This window comes from Nocardia sp. NPDC051929 (genome assembly GCF_044548645.1).
GTDB lineage: Bacteria > Actinomycetota > Actinomycetes > Mycobacteriales > Mycobacteriaceae > Nocardia > Nocardia sichangensis.
On the sequence record NZ_JBIUCG010000030.1, the window covers coordinates 1 to 19,322 of the forward strand.

Here is a 19,322-nt window from a genome sequence, read left to right on the forward strand (position 1 = left end):
ACGATCCATATCGCTGCGATCAATCAGTGGCTGCGACACGGGTGAGGACGGGGCCCAACAGCCCGCCCTCCCCACTTCGAAACACTCCCTAGCCGGGCGGGGTCGGTGAGGGCGGTTCTGTCGGCGGTGATCGACACGGTGTGGTGCTCGCTTCCCATGAGGGTGTTCAGGCCTGGGTAGCGTACGTGGTTGCTGCGGTCATGCCGCACCCGCTGTGGCTGCCGTGATGATGGCGCGGTCCGAGCCGCGCGAGCAGATAGACACCCGAGAGCCGTACGTCAATCTTGTCGGAGGAGAGTTGTTCAGCCGCCAGCCGAAAGCGATCGGTGACCGCCGTCTGCTGCGATAAGGAGTACTGGTTGTTCGTCGCGCCGAGCGTCGCCACTGTCGTTGCCATGGCCGCTACTTTCGTCCAGCCCGACCAATGGAACACCCTGCCCACCGCGAAGACTGACCCGGTGCGGGCGGATCGTTCTCCGGCGGGGCGGGCGGGTCTGGCGGAATCGGCGTGCCCCCCGTGCTCATTCGTCATCCCTCTGAAGTGTTTGTCTCACTACAGCAGTCGGGACACTCGCCGACGGCACCGCATCGGCAAGAACGCTAGGCCCGTCAACGCTGCTTCCGAGCGACATTCAGTGCGCGCATAGGCGCATACTTCGGGGGCTTTGCCGCGCGGGTTACCCGGCCGCAGATGTAGTCCGATGTAGATCTGGCCGGTGCCCCACATAGTGTGAGTGGGGCAAACGCACCAAACGTAGTTTGCGGCTTCTACCTGGCATTCGATCTGTGGGCGCAGAGGGGATCGAACCCCCGACCGCTGGTGTGTAAAACCAGAGCTCTACCGCTGAGCTATACGCCCGTGCCGTTACCGGCGGCTTATGAATCTAGCGCGGCGAGCGCTTTCTCCCAAGCCGCCTGGTCACGGGGTTCTCCGGGGCCGTTCATCTCGGCGAAGCGGATGTAGCCCTCGCGGTCGACGACGAAGGTGCCTCGGTTCGGGTAGCCCGATTTCTCGTTGAAGACGCCGTAGGCCTGGGCCACCGCGCCGTGCGGCCAGAAGTCCGACAGCAGGGGGAAGATGTAGCCCTGCTCGGCGGCCCAGATCTTGTGCGTTGGCGGCGGGCCGACCGAGATCGCGAGGATTTCCGCGTTGTCGTTCTGGAACTTGGGCAGCTCGTCGCGCACCTTGCACAGCTCACCCTGGCAGATGCCGGTGAAGGCGAGCGGGTAGAACACGATCAGGACGTTCTTCTTGCCCCGGTAAGCCGACAGGGTGACTTCCTGGTTGTTCTGGTCCTTCAGCGTGAAATCCGGCGCGACAGTGCCAACCTCTAGCGGCATAGCGAATCCTCCATCGTGTCGGGTCTCCACCGGGTGGGCGTGCGACACCACCCTGGTGGAAACCATAGCGCGGTGGCTCAACGCTGCTTCGAGGGCGCCTTGGGCTGCACGAGTCTGCTTCCGGTCCACGAGCCGAGGCTGATCGCCGAGGTCTGGGTCAGACCTGCGGTCGGTGCGGATTCGGCGATTTCGCTCGGCTCGACATGGCCGGGTTGTCCAGTCTTGGGGGTGAGTACCCAGACGAAACCGTCGTCGGCGAGCGGGGCGATGGCGTCCATCAGGGCGTCGACCAGATCACCGTCCCCATCCCGCCACCACAGCAGCACGACGTCGATCACCTCGTCGGAGTCCTCGTCGACGAGTTCACCGCCGATCGCTTCCTCGACATCGGCCCTCAGGTCGTCGTCGACGTCCTCGTCCCAGCCCAATTCCTGGACAACCAAGCCGTGTGAGATGCCAAGCTTCTGAGCGTAGTTCTGCGCGTCCGCCGCGGCGACCACGGTGGCGTCCTCCTCAACTCCCGACAGTAGGTAGTTGCAAGCGAACATGGTTATGGGCTTCAGCGCAAGCCGATCCGGCGAAATAGCTACCGAATGTCGCGTTGCGATGGTGTGTCAAGGGCTTTCTCAGCGCTTCGGACACGAGTCGCGGACGGCGTTGCGCGCGTCGTTGACGCGCTTGCTGGCGTCGTTGAGCGCCGCGACCGGGGCGGTGTAGGTCATCTTGCGCGTCTCGGCGGCCAGTGCGCGGGCGGCGTTCACGTATTCGGTGAACAGCGGCACCAGGTCCGCGGGTAGCGACTCCTTGGCGGAGTTCACGCCGCTTTCCACCTTGTTCGCGGCGTCCTCGAGAGTCTGCGCCGCCGAGTCGCGCTTTGCGACGTAGTCCGGTGCGTTCGCATCGTGCGCGTCGACGAAATCGTTGTACTTGCTGACGCCCGCTCCGGTGATGGTGGGGAACTGACCGCAGTTGTCGGAGATGGCCTTGGCCTGCGCGGCGGCGCGCCTGGATGAGGTCGCCGCCGCCGACGAGGACGCTGCCTCGGTCTTGTATGCCGCCAGATCGCTCGCGTTCGGACCCGCCACGCCTTCCACGCGGTTGGCGCACCCCGCGACGACCAATCCGACGGCGACCGCGCCGGTGGCGCACACCATTCCGAACCCGCGTGGGTTCAGCAGCTTCATCGTCCTCCCGCTCCTCAGGGCTGCCACGCTCGACATGCTCACCTTGCCTGTCGAACGGTACTGGATTTCCGGCTGACATGATGATTTGGGACGCGTCATCGGCAAGGATGGATGGTGCGCCCGAACCTTTCGTGAACGGGGGGTCCGCCAACCAGCGAACCCGCCCGGGGATACCGACGCCATCAGCATGTCCACCCCTGTACGAGGAGCAGATTTGACCGACCTGATCCACTCTTCCGCACCGGCGAAATCCGCTGGTACCAGCTCCGCTCCCGCGCCCGCCGCGAGCCGCGATCCGAACGGGTCGCACGCGCCGCAGCCGGCCGGACGGGTGCGGGTGATCCGCGAAGGGGTGGCGTCCTACCTACCGGACATCGACCCGGAGGAAACCAGCGAATGGCTCGAGTCGTTCGATGAGATGCTCGACCGGGAGGGTCCCGGCCGTGCGCGTTACCTCATGCTCCGTCTGTTGGAGCGGGCCGGTGAACGTCGGGTCGCCATCCCGTCCTTGACCTCCACCGACTACGTCAACACCATTCCCACCGAGAACGAGCCGTGGTTCCCCGGCGACGAGGAGGTGGAGCGCCGCTTCCGCGCGTGGATCCGCTGGAACGCCGCGATCATGGTGCATCGCGCCCAGCGCCCCGGCATCGGCGTCGGCGGCCACATCTCGACCTACGCGTCCTCGGCGGCGCTCTACGAAGTCGGCTTCAACCACTTCTTCCGCGGCAAGGACCATCAGGGCGGCGGCGACTCGATCTTCATCCAGGGCCACGCCTCGCCGGGCATCTACGCCCGCGCGTTCCTCGAGGGCAGGCTGTCGACCGATCAGCTCGACGGGTTCCGTCAGGAGTACAGCAACGGCGGCCCCGGCCACGGGCTGCCGTCCTACCCGCACCCGCGCCTGCTGAACAACTTCTGGGAGTTCCCCACGGTGTCCATGGGCCTGGGCCCGATGAACGCCATCTACCAGGCGCGCTTCAATCACTACCTGCACGATCGCGGTATCAAGGACACCTCCGACCAGCACGTGTGGGCGTTCCTCGGCGACGGCGAGATGGACGAGCCGGAGTCGCGCGGTCTCGCGCACGTCGCTGCCATGGAGGGTCTGGACAACCTGACCTTCGTGGTCAACTGCAATCTGCAGCGCCTGGACGGCCCGGTGCGCGGCAACGGCAAGATCATCCAGGAGCTGGAGTCGTTCTTCCGCGGCGCGGGCTGGAACGTCATCAAGGTGATCTGGGGGCGGGAGTGGGACGCGCTGCTCGGCGCCGACCGCGACGGTGCGCTGGTGAACCTGATGAACAGCACCCCCGACGGTGACTACCAGACCTACAAGGCCAACGACGGCGCGTACGTCCGCGACCACTTCTTCGGGCGTGACCCGCGCACGAAGGCGCTGGTGCAGGACTTGTCCGACCAGGAGATCTGGAACCTCAAGCGCGGCGGCCACGACTACCGCAAGGTGTACGCCGCCTACGCGGCGGCGATGGCGCACAAGGGCCAGCCGACGGTGATCCTGGCCAAGACCATCAAGGGCTACACCCTCGGCAAGCACTTCGAGGGCCGCAACGCCACGCACCAGATGAAGAAGCTGACCCTGCAGGATCTCAAGGACTTCCGCGACCTGCAGCGGATCCCGATCAGCGACGCCGAGTTGGAGAAGGATCCGTACCTGCCGCCGTACTACCACCCCGGTATGGAGGCCCGCGAGGTCCAGTACATGCTCGACCGGCGCAAGGCGCTCGGCGGGTTCCTGCCCGAGCGGCGCGCCGCGGCCAAGCCGCTGAAGCTGCCCGGCGACGAGGCCTACCGCTCGGTCCGCAAGGGTTCGGGCAAGCAGAACGTCGCCACCACGATGGCCCTGGTGCGGCTGATGAAGGAGCTGCTGCGGGACAAGGAGATCGGCAAGCGGATCGTCCCGATCATCCCCGACGAGGCCCGCACCTTCGGTATGGACTCGTGGTTCCCTTCGTTGAAGATCTACAACCGCAATGGGCAGTTGTACACATCCGTCGACGCGGAATTGATGCTTGCCTACAAAGAGAGCACCGTCGGGCAGATCCTGCACGAGGGCATCAACGAGGCGGGGTCGACGGCGTCGTTCACCGCGGCGGGCACCTCGTACGCCACGCACGGCGAGCCGATGATCCCGCTGTACATCTTCTACTCGATGTTCGGCTTCCAGCGCACCGGCGACGGACTGTGGGCGGCCGCCGACCAGCTCGCGCGCGGGTTCGTGCTCGGCGCGACCGCAGGACGCACCACGCTGACCGGTGAGGGCCTCCAGCACAACGACGGGCACTCGCTGCTGCTGGCCTCGACCAACCCGGCCGTGGTGACCTACGACCCGGCGTTCGCGTTCGAGATCGCCCACATCGTGCGCGACGGCCTGCGCCGCATGTACGGCGGCGGCACCCCGCCGCAGGGCTCCGCGCCGCTGCCCGGCACCCATCCGCACGGCAGCCCCACCGAGTTCGGCGGTGAGGACGTCTTCTACTACATCACCCTCTACAACGAGCCGTACCCGCAGCCTGCCGAGCCGGAGGACCTCGACGTCGCGGGGCTGCTCAAGGGCATCTACCTGTACAAGCGCGGGGGTGAGGGCGCGGTGCGCGCCCAGATCCTGGTCTCCGGCGTCACCGTTCCGGACGGCCTGCGCGCGCAGGCGCTGCTCGCGCAGGAGTGGGGCGTGCAGGCGGACGTGTGGTCGGTCACCTCGTGGGGCGAACTCCGTAAGGAGGCGCTCGACAAGGAGATCGCCGCGCTGCGCGACCCGGGCGCCGAGCCCGGGGTTCCGTACGTCACCGAGGCGCTGTCGCGGGTCGACGGCCCGTACGTGGCCGCGACCGACTGGATGCGCGCGGTGCCCGACCAGGTCCGCAAGTGGGTGCCCGGCGACTTCACCACGCTCGGCACGGACGGTTTCGGCTTCTCCGACACCCGCCCGGCCGCGCGGCGGGTGTTCAACGTCGACGCGCAGTCCATCGTGGTCGCCGCGCTGGCCGGACTCGGCCGGATCGGCAAGCTCGACCCGGCCAAGGCCGCGGAGGCGGCGGCGAAATACGGCATCGCCGACGTGGACGCCGCGCCGAAGGCGGCGGTGAGTTCGGACGAAGACCTCGCATAGCGGAATATTGGATGGTGGACCGTAAACCGCCGCGGCCGCGACGGATCTCCGAGGGCTCTTCCGAGCACGAGGTGTATCTGCCGACGGGCGCGCTCTCCCCGAACCGGCAGACCCGCGACCCCCTTCCGGACACGCTGCTCAAACGCGTGAAGCAGTTCTCCGGCCGCCTCTCCACGGAGGCGGTGGGGTCGATGCAGGATCGGTTGCCGTTCTTCGCCGATCTGGACGCCGCGCAGCGGGCGGGCGTGCAGATGCTGGTGCAGACCGCGGTGGTGAACTTCCTGGAATGGCTCCAGGACCCGGACAGCGACATCCGTTTCAGCCTGGACGCCTTCCAGGTGATCCCGCAGGATCTGGCGCGGCGGTTGACGCTGCGCCAGACCGTGGACATGGTGCGTGTCGCCATGGAGTTCTTCGAGCAGTGGCTGCCCGCGCTCGCGCGCAACGACCGGCAGCTGGTGGCGCTGACCGAGGCGGTGCTGCGTTACGGGCGTGAGCTCGGCTTCGCAGCCGCCTCGGTGTACGCCAGCGCCGCCGAGTCGCGCGGCGCGTGGGACACCCGGTTGGAGGCGCTCGTCGTCGACGCCGTGGTGCGCGGCGACACCGGCCCGGACATGCTCTCCCGGGCCGCGACGCTGAACTGGGACGCCACCGCACCGGCGACGGTGCTGGTGGGCACGCCGCCCGGGGAGCAGGGTGTCTCGTCGGTGGGGGCGGTGCATTCCATCGCGGCGCGGCACGGGCGGGCCGCGCTCGCGGTGGTGCAGGGCACCAGGTTGGTGATGGTGGTCTCCGGGCATCTGGGGGAGACCGCTCAGATCTCACCGTTCCTGGCCGACCTGCTCGCGGAGGTGTTCTCCGATGGTCCGGTGGTGATCGGTCCGACCACCCGCACGCTGGGAGCGGCACACGCCAGCGCGTTGGAAGCGCTGGCCGGGATGGAGGCCGTGGTGGGTTGGCGGGGGGCGCCGCGACCGGTGCACGCGGCGGAATTGCTGCCGGAGCGCGCTTTGTTGGGTGATCGAGCTGCGATCGACGCGCTGAACGAGTACCTTGTCCTACCGTTGGCTGCGGCGGGGTCGTCGCTGGCGGACACGCTCGATGCCTATCTGGATTGCGGTGGAGCGGTCGAGACGTGTGCGCGTCAGCTGTACGTCCATCCAAATACGGTTCGGTATCGCCTCAAGCGAATCGCCGAGATCACCGGCCGGGATCCGATGAATCCACGGGACGCGTACGTCCTCCGGATCGCCGCGACAGTGGGTCGTTTGACACGAACCCGTAACGAATCGTCAACTCCTGTCCCAGAAGTCACTTCGATCGCGTTGGGCCCCGAGGGCTTGTAACGCATCGGCGGAATCGGTCGATTCGGACAGCCCACGTGGTCTTTTGTGGAACCCCCACAAAACCGCTTCCGAAGCTTCATCCGCGTCGACATCTCGTGCGGCCCGCCTCACAGTGTTTTCTTAGAGGCGTGATCGCGTTGTTCGCCCCTGGACAGGGCTCTCAGACACCCGGCATGCTCGCGCCTTGGCTCGACCTTCCCGGCGCGAACGAGCGCCTCACGCTGTGGTCCAAGGCTTCCGGCCTGGACCTGGTCCGTCTCGGCACCACCGCGACGGCCGAGGAGATCACCGACACCGCGGTCACCCAGCCGTTGGTGGTCGCCGCCGCGCTACTCGCGTTCGCGGAGATCTCCCAGGACGAGCTGCCCGCCGCTACCATCGTCGCCGGGCATTCGGTCGGTGAACTCGCCGCCGCCGCGGTCGCCGGAGTCATCTCCGCCGACGACGCGGTCCGGTTGGCCGCGATCCGCGGCGCGGAGATGGCCAAGGCGTGCGCACTGGAACCGACCGGTATGTCCGCGGTGCTCGGCGGCGATGAGGCCGCCGTGCTCGAACGGCTCACCGAACTCGACCTCGTCCCGGCCAACCGCAACGCGGTGGGCCAGATCGTGGCCGCGGGTCGGTTGGACGCTCTCGCCGAGCTCGCCGCGAACCCTCCGGAGAAGGCCAGGGTTCGGGCGCTGCCCGTCGCGGGCGCGTTCCACACGGCGTTCATGGCGCCCGCGCAGGATGCTGTGACCGACGCCATAACGAAGATCACGCCGAACGAGCCGACCAGAACCTTGCTCTCGAACTTCGACGGCAAGCCGGTCGTGTCCGGACAGGACGCGATCGACAAGCTCGCCGCGCAGGTCACCCGGCCTGTTCGCTGGGATCTGTGCACCGAGACCGTCCGGCAGGCCGCCGTTTCGGCGGTGGCGGAACTGCCGCCGGCGGGCACCCTCGTCGGCATTGCCAAGAGGGAGCTGAAGGGCACGCCCACGCTGGCCCTGAAGACCCCGCAAGACCTCCCCGCGTTGGCTGAGCTGACCGTGTCCGGCTAGCTTTCCTCCGCGACCATGCATCACATGATGCGAGGTCGTGACCGAGAGGCGGTAACTATTACCGCGCTCGATCCGAAAAAAACCAGTAGAGCCCTACAAAGTATCAAGAAGGGAGCCACGAAGTGGCCGCTCTGACCCAGGAACAAATCGTCGAGGAACTCGGCAAGATCATCGAAGAGGTGACCGGCATCGAGCCCTCCGAAGTGACGATCGAGAAGTCCTTCGTCGATGACCTGGACATCGACTCGCTGTCCATGGTCGAGATCGCGGTTCAGACCGAGGACAAGTACGGCGTGAAGATCCCCGACGAGGATCTGGCCAGCCTGAAGACCGTTGGCGACGCCGTCAACTACATCCAGAAGCTCGAGGCCGAGAACGCTGAGGCGGCGGCCGAGCTCAAGGCCAAGTTCGACAACGCCGAGTAGGGCCGAAACTGTGACCACTCCTTCCACCTTGAACGGGAACTTCCCCAACGTCGTCGTAACCAGCCTTGCGGCGACCACGTCGATCGCGGGTGACGTCGATGCGACGTGGAAGGGACTCCTCAACGGCGAGAGCGGCATCGACGTTCTCGAGGATTCCTTCGTCGAGGAATACGACCTTCCGGTCCGCATCGGCGGTCACCTGAAGGTCCGGCCGGACACCCTGCTGACCCGGGTCGAATGTCGGCGCATGGCCTACGTCGAGCAGCTCGCGACCGTGCTCGGTCGCGAGGTCTGGCGGAACGCGGGCAGCCCGGAAGTCGACCCGGAGCGGCTGGGTGTGGCCATCGGCACGGGATTGGGAGGCGGCGACGCCCTCATCGATTCCGTGGACAAGCTGAAGAACGGCGGCTACCGCAAGATTTCGCCGTTGGCTGTGCAGATGGTCATGCCGAACGGCCCCTCGGCCGTTGTCGGCCTCGAATTGAAGGCCAGGGCAGGAGTGGTCACTCCGGTCTCGGCGTGCTCGTCCGGCTCCGAGGCCATCGCCAACGCCTGGCGGATGATCGTCATGGGTGACGCGGACATGGTCGTCACCGGTGGCGTCGAGGGCTTCATCGACGCGGTGCCCATCGCGGCGTTCACCATGATGCGCGCCATGAGCACCCGCAACGAGGACCCGAAGGGCGCCTCGCGTCCCTTCGACAAGGATCGCGACGGCTTCGTCTTCGGCGAGGCGGGCGCGCTGATGGTCATCGAGACCGAGGAGCACGCGAAGGCTCGGGGCGCGACCATCCACGCCCGCCTGCTCGGCGCAGGCATCACCTCCGACGGCTTCCACCTCGTCGCCCCCGACCCGACGGGTGACGGCGCCGCGCGGGCGATGACCAGGGCGATGCAGTCCGCTGGTCTGACCAAGAAGGACATCACGCACATCAACGCGCACGCGACCGCGACGCCGATCGGTGACACCGCCGAGGCGAACGCGATCAACAAAGCCGTGGGCAGCCACGCCTCGGTGTACGCGCCGAAGTCGGCGCTCGGCCACTCGATCGGCGCCGTCGGCGCCCTGGAGTCCGTGCTGACCGTGCTCTCCATCCGCGACGGCATCGTTCCGCCGACGCTGAACCTGGAGAACCAGGACCCGGAGATCGACCTCGACGTGGTGAAGGGCGAAGCCCGACGCCAGGAGATCGAGTACGCGATCAACAATTCCTTCGGATTCGGTGGGCACAACGTAGCGCTCGCCTTCGGTCGGGCATAGCCGCGCGATCGACTGCACAACGATTCCGGCGGGGCCGGCCATCTGACGTGGTCGGCCCCGCCGCGTTTCGCCATACGCAGCCGCGGCAGCGGCGCACTTATCGAGGTCAGGAGACAACGCGATGACAATCATCGCTCCCGCGTTGCATCAGGAGACGACGACCGACCCGCGCGATCCGCTCGGCCGGCTCCAGCGTTTCTTCGATCCCGGCACCATTCTTCCGCTACACCCGCGCGACAAGTCCGGCGTGCTCGCCGCCATCGGCGAGGTGGACGGCGTCCGCACCGTGGCCTACTGCTCCGACGCCACCGTCATGGGCGGCGCGATGGGCGTGGAGGGCTGCAAGCACATCGTCGACGCCATCGACACCGCCATCGACTCCGGTGTCCCCGTGGTCGGCCTGTGGCACTCCGGTGGCGCTCGCCTGGCCGAGGGCGTCGAGGCGCTGCACGCGGTCGGTCTGGTCTTCGAGGCCATGGTCCGCGCGTCCGGCCTGGTCCCGCAGATCTCCGTGGTGCTCGGCTTCGCGGCCGGTGGCGCCGCCTACGGCCCGGCGCTGACCGACATCGTGATCATGGCTCCGGAAGGCCGCGTCTTCGTGACCGGCCCGGACGTGGTGCGCAGCGTGACCGGCGAGCAGGTCGACATGGCCACCCTCGGCGGGCCGGAGACGCACGGTAAGAAGTCCGGCGTCACCCACATCGTGGCCGCCGACGAGTCCGACGCGCTGCACCGCGCTCGCCGCTTGGTGTCGATGTTCGCCGAGCAGGGCGAATTCGACTTGGTCGCGGCCGAGCACGGCGACGTCGACCTGAAGGCGATGCTGCCGGAGTCGGCGAAGCGCGCCTACGACGTGAAGCCGATCATCAACGAGCTGCTCGACAACGTCGACGGCGAGTCGTCGTTCGAGGAATTGCAGGGAGGGTACGCCCGCAGCATCGTCACCGGTCTGGGCCGTCTCGGTGGGCGCACCGTCGGTGTGCTGGCGAACAACCCGATCCGTCTCGGCGGCTGCCTGAACTCCGAGAGCGCGGAGAAAGCGGCGCGTTTCGTGCGGCTGTGCGACGCGTTCGGCATTCCGCTGATCGTGGTCACCGACGTTCCGGGTTACCTGCCCGGCGTCGGCCAGGAGTGGGAAGGCGTCGTCCGGCGCGGCGCGAAGCTGCTGCACGCGTTCGCCGAGGCGCGCGTTCCGCGGGTCACGCTGGTCACCCGGAAGATCTACGGTGGCGCCTACATCGCGATGAACGCCCGCTCGCTCGGCGCGACGGCGGTCTACGCGTGGCCGGGCTCGGAGGTGGCCGTCATGGGCGCCAAGGCCGCGGTCGGCATCCTGCACAAGAAGGCCCTCGCGGCCGCGCCGGAGGAGGAGCGCGAGGCGCTGCACGAGCGGCTCACCGCCGAACACGAGCGCATCGCGGGCGGCGTGGAGCGCGCTATCGCCATCGGTGTCGTCGACCAGGTCATCGACCCGGCGAAGACCCGCAGCATTATCGCGGCGGCGCTCGCCGCGGCCCCGGCCCGCGCCAGCCACCACAAGAACATTCCGCTCTGATCTACGCACCGAAGCGGGCTCCGGTATTCCCGGGGCCCGCTTCGCGTTTTCCGGATTTCGCACCGACGGGCTCGTGCGGCGCTGTGGAGTCGGTTGTTTGGTGTGTCGCACGCAGTTCGAGCGGGTGAGGTCGTGAAGTCTCACGGGGCGGGAGCGGCTCGGTGGTCGGTAGCATCGGGAGGTGCGCTACGAAGAACTGGCCGACGTGCCGTGCTCGATCACGCGCCCGCTCGTGATCTTCGGTGATCGCTGGACGCTGCTGATCCTCAAGTCCTGCTTCTCCGGGATCCGGCGGTTCAACGCCTTCCAGAGCGCACTGGGCATCTCGCGCAGCAGGTTGCAGGATCGGCTGGACCGGCTGATCGAGCACGGCATCCTCGTCAAGCAGAAGGCCGCCGTGGGTGCGCACGAGGAGTACCGCCTCACCCCCAAGGGGCACGACATCTACCCGATTCTGCTGGCCATCCGTGATTGGGGCGATGCTTACATGGCGCCGGAAGGGCCTCCGGTGCGTTACGCCCATCACGAGTGCGCGGGCGAGGCCCACGTCCGGCTCGAATGCGATTCGTGCGGAGCCGAACTCACCGCACGCGATGTCACCCCGAAGCCGGGACCGGGCTTGCTGGGCGTCACCGGCGCCGAGGCGACCGCGGGTAGCGCGCGCTGACGCCCTCGGGTGTCAGTCGGCGAACCAGGTGGCGACTTCGTCGGCGTCGGCCCGGGTGGTGCGGAAGCCGTTGACGGGATGATCGAGGTCCGGATATCCGAAGGAGATTCCGGCGACGACCTTGCGATGCTCCGGGATGCCGAAGTACTCCCGGACGAAAGGGGAGTACGAGGCGAGTGCCGCCTGCGGCGCCGCGCCGAGACCGAGGCTCTGCGCGCCCAGCAGGAAACTGCCGATGTACAGACCGCAGTCCACCGCTCCGTAGACGCCCAGATCGGCTTCGCTGGTCACGATCGCCACATGCGGCGCGTCGAAGAGTTCGAAATTCCGTACGGCCTGCCGCATCGTCTTCTCGTGATCGCCTTTGGCGATGCCGACGCTGTCGTACAGTTGCTTTCCGCATTCGCGCCTGCGGTCCCGGTACGCACCGGTGTATTGCGCGGGAAACTCGAAATCCGACGCGGGCGTGGCTGTCGCGATGTGTTCGACCAGTTCCTTCCGGAAACGATCCGTTCCGGCGCCCTCCGTCACCACGACCTGCCATGGCTGGGTGTTGCACCACGACGGCGTTCGCTGGGCCAGCCGCAACAGGGCGCGGATGGTGTCGCGCTCGACGGGCTGCGAGTGGAATTGCCTGCAGGTCCACCGTTCGTCGAGCACTCGGGTCAGGGTTGTGAAGTCGTCGGTCGTCACGGTCATTCCCCCGCCTCCTTTGGCAGTCTTATTTCGAGACCGAACGCTAGCATCGAACGCTCCGACGCGAAAGCCGGGCGCCACGCCGTCGCCGGGCGAGTCGGCCGCGACGCGCGCGGGGCGCAAAAGTGTTGCCCGCGTTGCGGCAACGGGCGCGGTCGCGCCAGGCAGAATCCCGATATGGCGTCCGAAGCTCCCGCCGCGCGGGACTGCAAACGGCACGGCAGGCATTACACGCCGCCCGTGCTGGCGCGGTTCCTGGCGCAACGGCTGCTGCGCCATGCCGAGCCCTCGGACGCGGGCGTCCTGCGTGTGCTCGATCCGGCCTGTGGCGACGGCGAATTGCTGTTCGCCGTGCACGAGGAGGTCGCGGCCCGGTTTCCCGGTGCCCGTCTGGTGTTGACCGGTTACGACCTGGACGCCCGCGCGCTCGCGGTCGCCCGTGAGCGCGCCCGCTCGGCGGGGATCGATGTGCACTGGCACGAGGCGGACTTCCTCGCGGTCGAGGCGCGGCTCGCGGAAGGCTCGTTCGACGCGGTGATCACCAACCCGCCGTATGTGCGCACCCAGCAGTTGGGCGGATCGACCGCGCAGTTGCTGAGCAAGCGGTTCGGTCTGAGGGGGCGGATCGACCTGACCCATCCGTTCGTGGCGACGCTGCCACGGCTGCTGGCCGCGGGAGGTGTGCTCGGCCTCTTGTGCGCCAACCGATTCCTGACCACCAAGGCCGGCGCGAACATCCGGCGGCTGTTGCTGACCGATCTGGCTCCGGTCGAGCTGTACGACCTGGGGGACACCAAACTGTTCACCGCCGCTGTGCTGCCAGCGATCACCATCGCGCGCCGCGCGAACCACGGCGACGGTTGCCGCTACGTCTCCGCCTACGAGGCCATCGGCGAAACACCAGGTGCGAAGACGCTGTTCGAGGCGCTGCTCGACCCGGGCGGCTCGATCGTCGAGTACAACGGCCGGACCTTCGCCGTCGAGGTCGGCACGTTGGCAACGGGGTCCGGGCCGCCCGGGGCCCCCGGAGCCGGTCGGGGTGGCGATGAGAGTTCGACCAGTGACGCCACGCCGGATGTCACGGCGGAACGAAGGACGCTCCGAGGTGCGGCGCGGGAGCCGGAGGCCGCGTGGCGGATGTCGCACGATGCGATCGATTCCTGGCTGGCGCGGATAGCGGCGGCGACCTGGCGCAGTTTCGGCGAGGTGGCGCGCATCCGGGTCGGCATCAAGACGACCGCCGACCATGTGTTCATCTCCGACCGCTGGGCACAGGCCGACCTGTGTCCCGAGCCCGAACTATTGCTGGAGCTGATCACCCATCACGATCTGGCGCCGTGGCGGGCCACACGCGCCCGCGACGTTCGCGTGCTGTATCCCTACGACCTGGCCTGTGCCCGCCGCACGCCGATCGATCTCGGCGAATACCCCGCCGCCGCCGCGTATCTACGGTCGCATCGTCGCACACTGGCCGGGCGACGCTATGTCGTCGAGAGCGGCCGCGCCTGGTACGAGATCTGGGTGCCGCAGCGCCCGCACCTGTGGCAGCAGCCGAAGCTGGTATTCCCGGACATCAGCGACCGTCCGCGTTTCGCGCTGGACAGCTCGGGCGCGGTGGTCAACGGCGACTGCTACTGGATCTCGCTGCCCGATCTGGCGGCTGCGCCCACGGAGGCGACGCGCTTGGCATACCTGCTGATGGGGGTGGCCAATTCGGCGCTGGGATTGCGGTTCTACGACGTGGTCTGCGGCAATCGGTTGTACTCGGGCAGGCGGCGGTGGATCACCCAATATGTGTCACGGCTGCCGGTGCCCGATCCGGCGGCGGTCCGGTCGGCGGGAGTCATCGATCTGGTGCGCGAGTTCGTGGAGGGCCGGGCGCCGGATGCGGCGGCGCGGGCCGAGCTGGACGAGCGGGTGGCCGCCGCGTTCGGCGTCGGATTGCGCGTACCTCCGCCTTCGCTCCGGCCATGCGCGGGCTGAAGACGGACTGCGTCCGACAGCGCCCATTAAGCGCTGACCCGGACGCCGACCATCGGCAGCAGCGTGCGGCGGGCGAACTCGCGCGCCGCGTTCTGATCGCTGACCGGGATCAGGCCGTCGGGGGTGAGGGCGAGCGACAGCGCCAGCCGGGCCATGATCTCGGCGACCAGATCGGCGTCGAAGTCGTGCGTGCCACCGGCGTTCCGCAGCTCGCGCAGCTTCTCGGCCAGGTAGTCGCGGCCGACGGCGAGGATCGGCCCCGCCTCGGTGGTCAGCCGGGGCAGGATCAGGTCGGGCTCGGTGCGCAGCAGCCTGCGCAGCAGTTCGTTGCCCGCGATGGCGCTGATGAACGCGACGAAGATCTCGACGAGCTGATCGTCGTTGCCCGAGACGGTGCGCACCTGCTTCTCGATCGCGGCGACGAAGCGCTGTGCCTCCCGGACGCTGACCGCCTCGACGAGGTCGTTCTTGGATTCGTAGCGCCGGTACAGCGTGGCCGGGCTGATCCCGGCGCGGCGGGCGATCTCGCCCATGCTGGTCCGCTTGATACCGAAGTCCAGGAATGCCGAGAGTGCGCTTTCCAGGAGCTTTTCGCCGTCGGCGACCGGCTTCTCGAGGATGCGCTGCAACATGGGCGAGAGGGTTGGCATCGGATCTCCAGTAGGTTCGGCGCGGTCGCCGGGCCGTGGCCGGTGGGCGCGGCATCGCGACGGGTGCGGACGGGAACGTCCATTATTTCATTGGGTGGACGCCGCGTGACCCGGCATTGCCGAGGAGCGGCCGGATGGAGTGGGTCGCGCGTCCAGATTCGGCTGACTAGCCTGTGGTCGGTGTCCGGCCGCGACTCCGGCCGGTCCGGAAAGGGGTTGAGCCATGGGGTATTTCGCGAATCGTGTGGTGGCGGTCACCGGCGCGGGTTCGGGCATCGGCCGGGCGCTGGCGGTGGCATTGGCGGGCGCGGGGGCATCGCTGGCGCTGTCGGACAAGTCGGCGGATGCCGTGGCCGAGACGGGGGTGTTGTGCGCGGCGGTGGGCCGGGAGCCGTCGGTGAGCACGGTGGACGTCACCGATCGGGCAGCGGTGTTCGCATACGCGGAGCGGACCGTCGCCCGGTTCGGGCGGGTCGACGCACTGTTCAACAACGCGGGCATCCTGCACGTCGGCGGCGTGCTGGAGTCGCCCTTCAGCGACTTCGAACAGGTGATGGCCGTCGACTTCTGGGGTGTGGTCAACGGGACCAAGGCGTTCCTGCCCCATCTGCTGGCCGCCGATCGCGCGCATGTCGTCAATATGTCCTCGGCGTTCGGGCTGGTGGCCGTCGCGCGGCACGCGCCGTACAACGCGGCGAAGTTCGCCGTACGCGGTTTCACCGACTCGCTGCGCCAGGACATGCGTGCGGCGGGCGGCTCGGTGCGGGTCACCGGGGTGTATCCCGGCGGAGTGCTCACCGGGATCGCCCGGTCGGCGAGCGTCGCGCCGGGCGTCGACGCGCAAGCGGTGGTGCGCCGATTCGAGGGACATGTGGCGCGGACCAGCCCGGGAGCGGCTGCGCGGACCATTCTGCGAGGCGCCGCGCGCGGCGAGGCGAAAGTCCTGGTCGGAATCGATGCCATCGCTGTGGACCTGGTCACACGAATGGCGGGGTCGTACCACGAGAAGGTGCTGGACATGGTATTCCGGTCCTGACCGCACGCCGGATGCGCGGTCAAGGACGGGGAGGGCGAAATGACAACCGGCCGAGCATATTACGAGTTACGGTGGACCGCCGATGATGACGTGCGGGGGCGCGGATGGTGACGAAATGGCTGCTGCTGGACTGCTTTTCGGGCCAGCCGGGGCGAGTGATCGCCGTGGGGTCCGCGCCGAAGGCGTTCGTGCCGCTGAGCAACATCGTGCGCAATCCGCTGTCGCGGGCCGACGCGGAGTCGGCGCTGCGGCGGGCATGCGCCACCGGTGCGCCGGTCGCGTGCGTCTCCGGCGACGGGCGGCGCACGGTGCGGGCCGAGCCGCTGCTCATCGCACCGGGGCGGGCGCATGCCGTACGACTGTGGGTGGGCCCGCGGCAAGAGCCGGTCGCGGCGGCCGACCCGATGGGGGCGTGGTACTTCGATCTCACGGCCAACCGCTCGGTGCGCAGTATCGACCTGCTGGACCTGTACGGCGTCGCGCCGGAGAACCGTGCCGCCGAGCTGGCCATCGCGGGCGCGTTCACCCGGCTGGTCGCCAACCGCGACGAGAGCGAGGCGCTGGCCAAGATCGTCAACTCGGCGCCGGGCACCGAGCATCAGGCGGTCTGGACCATCCGGCGCGACGACGACGCTCTGCGCGCCGGGCATTTCGCCTGCCGGATCGTCGCCGAGCCGGACGACGCGGGCGAGCCTCATGTGCTGCTGCGCGGGGTGACCCAGGACATCGGCGCGGCCACCGCCGTCTCCGCCGCTCCACCGCCGACGATCCTGGAGTACGCGGTGCTGGAGGCCGCCACCGAACCCGGCGAGTACCGCGCGATCGTCAATCTGCGCTCGTTGCGGCTGATCCGGTGGATCGGGCCACCCATGCCGGACGTCGCCTGGGCGGATCTCCCCGGGCAACCGAGGCCGCAGATTCATCCGGATGATCTGGCGACCGCGCGAACCATGTCGCGAGATCTGGCGCGGCATCGTACCGAGGGGACGGTGCGCCTGCGCCGGGTCGACGGTGGCTGGCAAACGGTACGAATTCGGGCCGCGTTGATGGCGCTGGATCAGCACACCACGGCCGGACTCGCCACGCTCACCGCGGCATCGTGATCCGCGGTGAGCGTGGCGTCGAAGTCATTGGCGCGGCAGATCCAGCTCGGCCATTTCCTTCTCGATCGCGTTCGCGGCGAAATCCACACCGCGAGAACGTAATTCATGAACCCGGCGCTGGAGTGCCTCGACTCCCCCCGGTTGGGCCGCGATGTCGGCGACGCTGATCCGGCCCTTGGGCCCGTGCACACCCGACTGCACGTACGACACCGTGATACCTCCTGCCTGCACGCTCGCCCACCCATCGACCCGGGTGGGTTCACCACTGCGCTACAAGTCGCACGACAACCGTGTCGACAGGAGAGCCCGGGTCGCCGGGCACGCTGGCTGAATGCTATCAGCGATCTCTAATGGACATTTGATCAGTGTGTCCTGTTTCACACCTCATTCGCCGTGCGATGTTGGGCTGTATTTGCTAGGTAGACAGTCGCATTCAGGCGAATGCGATCTTGCTCCTCGGCACCGAGTTCCCGGCGCACCTTGCCGGGCACGCCCGCCACGAGCGAACCGGGCGGAATCCGCGCGCCCTCCGGGATCAGCGCATTGGCCGCGATCAAGCTGCCGGGTCCGACCACTGCGCCGTTGAGGATGGTGGCGCCCATGCCGACGAGCACGTCGTCGCCGATCGTGCACCCGTGCAGGATCGCGTTGTGCCCTACCGAGACCCCCGCGCCGACGGTCAGCGGGAAGCCCGGGTCGGCGTGCAGCACGCAGCCGTCCTGGATATTGCTGCGCGCGCCGACCTCGATGGTCTCCAGGTCGCCGCGCAGCACCGCGCTGTACCAGACACTGACCTCGGCGCCGAGCCGGACACGGCCGATCACGGTGGCGTTCGGCGCGATCCACGCGCTCTCATCGATCTCCGGCGCATGCTCGCCCAGCTGAATCCGCATGGCCATGAACTTAGCGGGCTCGGCTGTGCGGCCACCCGCGGCCCGTCCCGGTCAGTTCTGTCCTTGGAAACTGGTGCGGTGTGCGGCGGGGCTGGTGCCGAGGATGCGGTGGAAGTGGTGGCGCAGGCTCACCGCCGTGCCGAATCCGGTGTCGACGGCGATGCGTTCCACGGTGTCGGTGGTGGATTCGAGCAGTAGCCGCGCGCGATCGGTGCGCTGGAGCAGCAGCCACTGCTGGGGGCTGGTGCCGGTGCGGTCGCGGAAGCGGCGGGTGAAGGTGCGCCGCGACATGAGCGCGACGCGGGCCCAGCCGTCCAGGTCGACCGGGTTGCCGAGATGGGTGCGCGCCCAAACCATGGCGCGCTCGATCGGATCGTCGTCGGCGGCGTCGGGCACCGCGACGGGGATGTACTGCGCCTGGGAGCCGCTGCGATGCGGGGCGGTGACCAGCGACCTGGCCAGCTCGGTGGCGGCTTTGCTGCCGAGATCGCCGCGGACCAGATGCAGGCAGCAGTCCAGCGCCGCAGCCACCCCGGCGGAGGTCACGACATCGCCCAGATCCGACCACAACGTGTCGGCACGGACCCGGACCGCGGGGAACGCACGGGCGAGCTCGGCGGCGGAGGCCCAGTGCGTGGTGATCTCGCGGCCGTCGGCCAGTCCGCTGGCGGCCACCGCCCAGGAACCCAGGCACAGCCCGACGATCCTGGCGCCGCCGGCGTGTGCGGTGCGCAGGGCGTCGCGCACGTCGGCGGACAGCGGAGCGCCGAGTCGCCAGCTCGGGATCACGACGGTGTCGGCCCGCGTCAGCGTCTCGAGTCCGTGCCGGACGTGGATGTCGAATCCGGCCGGGGTGCGCACTGTTCCTGGCCGCTCGGCGCACACGTCCACCTGATACGGCGCGGGCCCTTCGACGCCGACCCGGCCGAAGACGAGGCTGGGCACCGACAGATGGAAGGGACTGACTCCGTCGAACGCCAGGACGGCCACCGTACGCATGGCCTGATCT

General features: G+C 68.3%; 19 protein-coding genes and 1 tRNA gene. 10 read left to right on the forward strand and 10 right to left on the reverse strand.

The genetic code is table 11. The features are described from left to right. Positions 1-166 precede the first annotated feature (166 nt). The 5 genes from ACIHAX_RS33035 to ACIHAX_RS33055 form a co-directional block, all read right to left on the reverse strand. Positions 167-397 (reverse strand): hypothetical protein, encoded by a 231-nt coding sequence (locus ACIHAX_RS33035; protein WP_397281514.1) that lies wholly within the window; start codon positions 395-397, stop codon positions 167-169. A gap of 390 nt (positions 398-787) precedes the next feature. Continuing rightward, positions 788-859, reverse strand: a tRNA-Val gene (locus tag ACIHAX_RS33040). Positions 860-876: 17 nt separating this feature from the next. Next, positions 877-1,341, reverse strand: coding sequence for a peroxiredoxin (locus ACIHAX_RS33045; RefSeq protein WP_355072739.1), 465 nt, complete (start codon positions 1,339-1,341; stop codon positions 877-879). 77 nt (positions 1,342-1,418) lie between these two features. Further along, complete coding sequence (locus ACIHAX_RS33050) at positions 1,419-1,841, reverse strand: DUF3052 domain-containing protein (RefSeq protein WP_355072984.1); 423 nt, start codon at positions 1,839-1,841, stop codon at positions 1,419-1,421. A gap of 126 nt (positions 1,842-1,967) precedes the next feature. After that, the gene (locus tag ACIHAX_RS33055; RefSeq protein WP_364427669.1) at positions 1,968-2,525 is read right to left on the reverse strand and encodes a hypothetical protein; all 558 of its coding nucleotides are present in this window, start codon (positions 2,523-2,525) and stop codon (positions 1,968-1,970) included. Between the two features lie 214 nt (positions 2,526-2,739). On the opposite strand from ACIHAX_RS33055, the gene aceE reads away from it, so the two are divergent. The 7 genes from aceE (at position 2,740) to ACIHAX_RS33090 (ending at position 11,952) form a co-directional block, all read left to right on the forward strand. Continuing rightward, the gene (gene aceE / locus ACIHAX_RS33060) at positions 2,740-5,655 is read left to right on the forward strand and encodes a pyruvate dehydrogenase (acetyl-transferring), homodimeric type (RefSeq protein WP_397281517.1); all 2,916 of its coding nucleotides are present in this window, start codon (positions 2,740-2,742) and stop codon (positions 5,653-5,655) included. Positions 5,656-5,666: 11 nt separating this feature from the next. Then, positions 5,667-7,001, forward strand: a complete 1,335-nt coding sequence (locus ACIHAX_RS33065; protein WP_397281519.1) for a PucR family transcriptional regulator — start codon at positions 5,667-5,669, stop codon at positions 6,999-7,001. 128 nt (positions 7,002-7,129) lie between these two features. Then, positions 7,130-8,044, forward strand: coding sequence for an ACP S-malonyltransferase (locus ACIHAX_RS33070; protein WP_364427675.1), 915 nt, complete (start codon positions 7,130-7,132; stop codon positions 8,042-8,044). A 122-nt stretch (positions 8,045-8,166) separates the two neighbouring features. After that, positions 8,167-8,469 carry a meromycolate extension acyl carrier protein AcpM gene (acpM, locus tag ACIHAX_RS33075; protein WP_039796877.1) on the forward strand — a complete coding sequence of 101 codons (303 nt, stop codon included), beginning with the start codon at positions 8,167-8,169 and terminating at the stop codon, positions 8,467-8,469. 10 nt (positions 8,470-8,479) lie between these two features. Continuing rightward, positions 8,480-9,730 carry a KasA/KasB family beta-ketoacyl-ACP synthase gene (locus ACIHAX_RS33080; protein WP_355072747.1) on the forward strand — a complete coding sequence of 417 codons (1,251 nt, stop codon included), beginning with the start codon at positions 8,480-8,482 and terminating at the stop codon, positions 9,728-9,730. 121 nt (positions 9,731-9,851) lie between these two features. Continuing rightward, on the forward strand, positions 9,852-11,285 hold the full coding sequence (locus ACIHAX_RS33085; RefSeq protein ID WP_355072748.1) for a carboxyl transferase domain-containing protein: 1,434 nt from the start codon (positions 9,852-9,854) through the stop codon (positions 11,283-11,285). A gap of 181 nt (positions 11,286-11,466) precedes the next feature. Continuing rightward, positions 11,467-11,952 (forward strand): helix-turn-helix domain-containing protein, encoded by a 486-nt coding sequence (locus tag ACIHAX_RS33090; protein WP_364427682.1) that lies wholly within the window; start codon positions 11,467-11,469, stop codon positions 11,950-11,952. A gap of 12 nt (positions 11,953-11,964) precedes the next feature. On the opposite strand, the gene ACIHAX_RS33095 is transcribed toward ACIHAX_RS33090, so the two are convergent. Next, positions 11,965-12,651, reverse strand: a complete 687-nt coding sequence (locus tag ACIHAX_RS33095) for a nitroreductase (protein WP_364427685.1) — start codon at positions 12,649-12,651, stop codon at positions 11,965-11,967. Between the two features lie 174 nt (positions 12,652-12,825). On the opposite strand from ACIHAX_RS33095, the gene ACIHAX_RS33100 reads away from it, so the two are divergent. Further along, complete coding sequence (locus tag ACIHAX_RS33100) at positions 12,826-14,631, forward strand: Eco57I restriction-modification methylase domain-containing protein (RefSeq protein ID WP_397281520.1); 1,806 nt, start codon at positions 12,826-12,828, stop codon at positions 14,629-14,631. Positions 14,632-14,657: 26 nt separating this feature from the next. Here the strand turns inward: ACIHAX_RS33100 and ACIHAX_RS33105 are convergent, their stop codons facing one another. Further along, positions 14,658-15,281 (reverse strand): TetR/AcrR family transcriptional regulator, encoded by a 624-nt coding sequence (locus tag ACIHAX_RS33105; protein ID WP_355072755.1) that lies wholly within the window; start codon positions 15,279-15,281, stop codon positions 14,658-14,660. A 223-nt stretch (positions 15,282-15,504) separates the two neighbouring features. Here ACIHAX_RS33105 and ACIHAX_RS33110 point away from each other — a divergent pair, with 223 nt between their 5' ends. Then, positions 15,505-16,317 (forward strand): SDR family NAD(P)-dependent oxidoreductase, encoded by an 813-nt coding sequence (locus ACIHAX_RS33110; protein ID WP_355072757.1) that lies wholly within the window; start codon positions 15,505-15,507, stop codon positions 16,315-16,317. A 104-nt stretch (positions 16,318-16,421) separates the two neighbouring features. Further along, positions 16,422-17,420 (forward strand): GAF domain-containing protein, encoded by a 999-nt coding sequence (locus ACIHAX_RS33115; RefSeq protein ID WP_355072758.1) that lies wholly within the window; start codon positions 16,422-16,424, stop codon positions 17,418-17,420. 24 nt (positions 17,421-17,444) lie between these two features. Here the strand turns inward: ACIHAX_RS33115 and ACIHAX_RS33120 are convergent, their stop codons facing one another. The 3 genes from ACIHAX_RS33120 to ACIHAX_RS33130 form a co-directional block, all read right to left on the reverse strand. Continuing rightward, on the reverse strand, positions 17,445-17,630 hold the full coding sequence (locus tag ACIHAX_RS33120) for a hypothetical protein (protein ID WP_039803648.1): 186 nt from the start codon (positions 17,628-17,630) through the stop codon (positions 17,445-17,447). A 167-nt stretch (positions 17,631-17,797) separates the two neighbouring features. After that, on the reverse strand, positions 17,798-18,313 hold the full coding sequence (locus tag ACIHAX_RS33125) for a gamma carbonic anhydrase family protein (RefSeq protein ID WP_355072760.1): 516 nt from the start codon (positions 18,311-18,313) through the stop codon (positions 17,798-17,800). Positions 18,314-18,364: 51 nt separating this feature from the next. Beyond that, a complete protein-coding gene (locus ACIHAX_RS33130; RefSeq protein WP_397281523.1) occupies positions 18,365-19,312 on the reverse strand; it encodes a GlxA family transcriptional regulator in 948 nt (315 codons plus the stop codon). Positions 19,313-19,322: the final 10 nt, after the last annotated feature.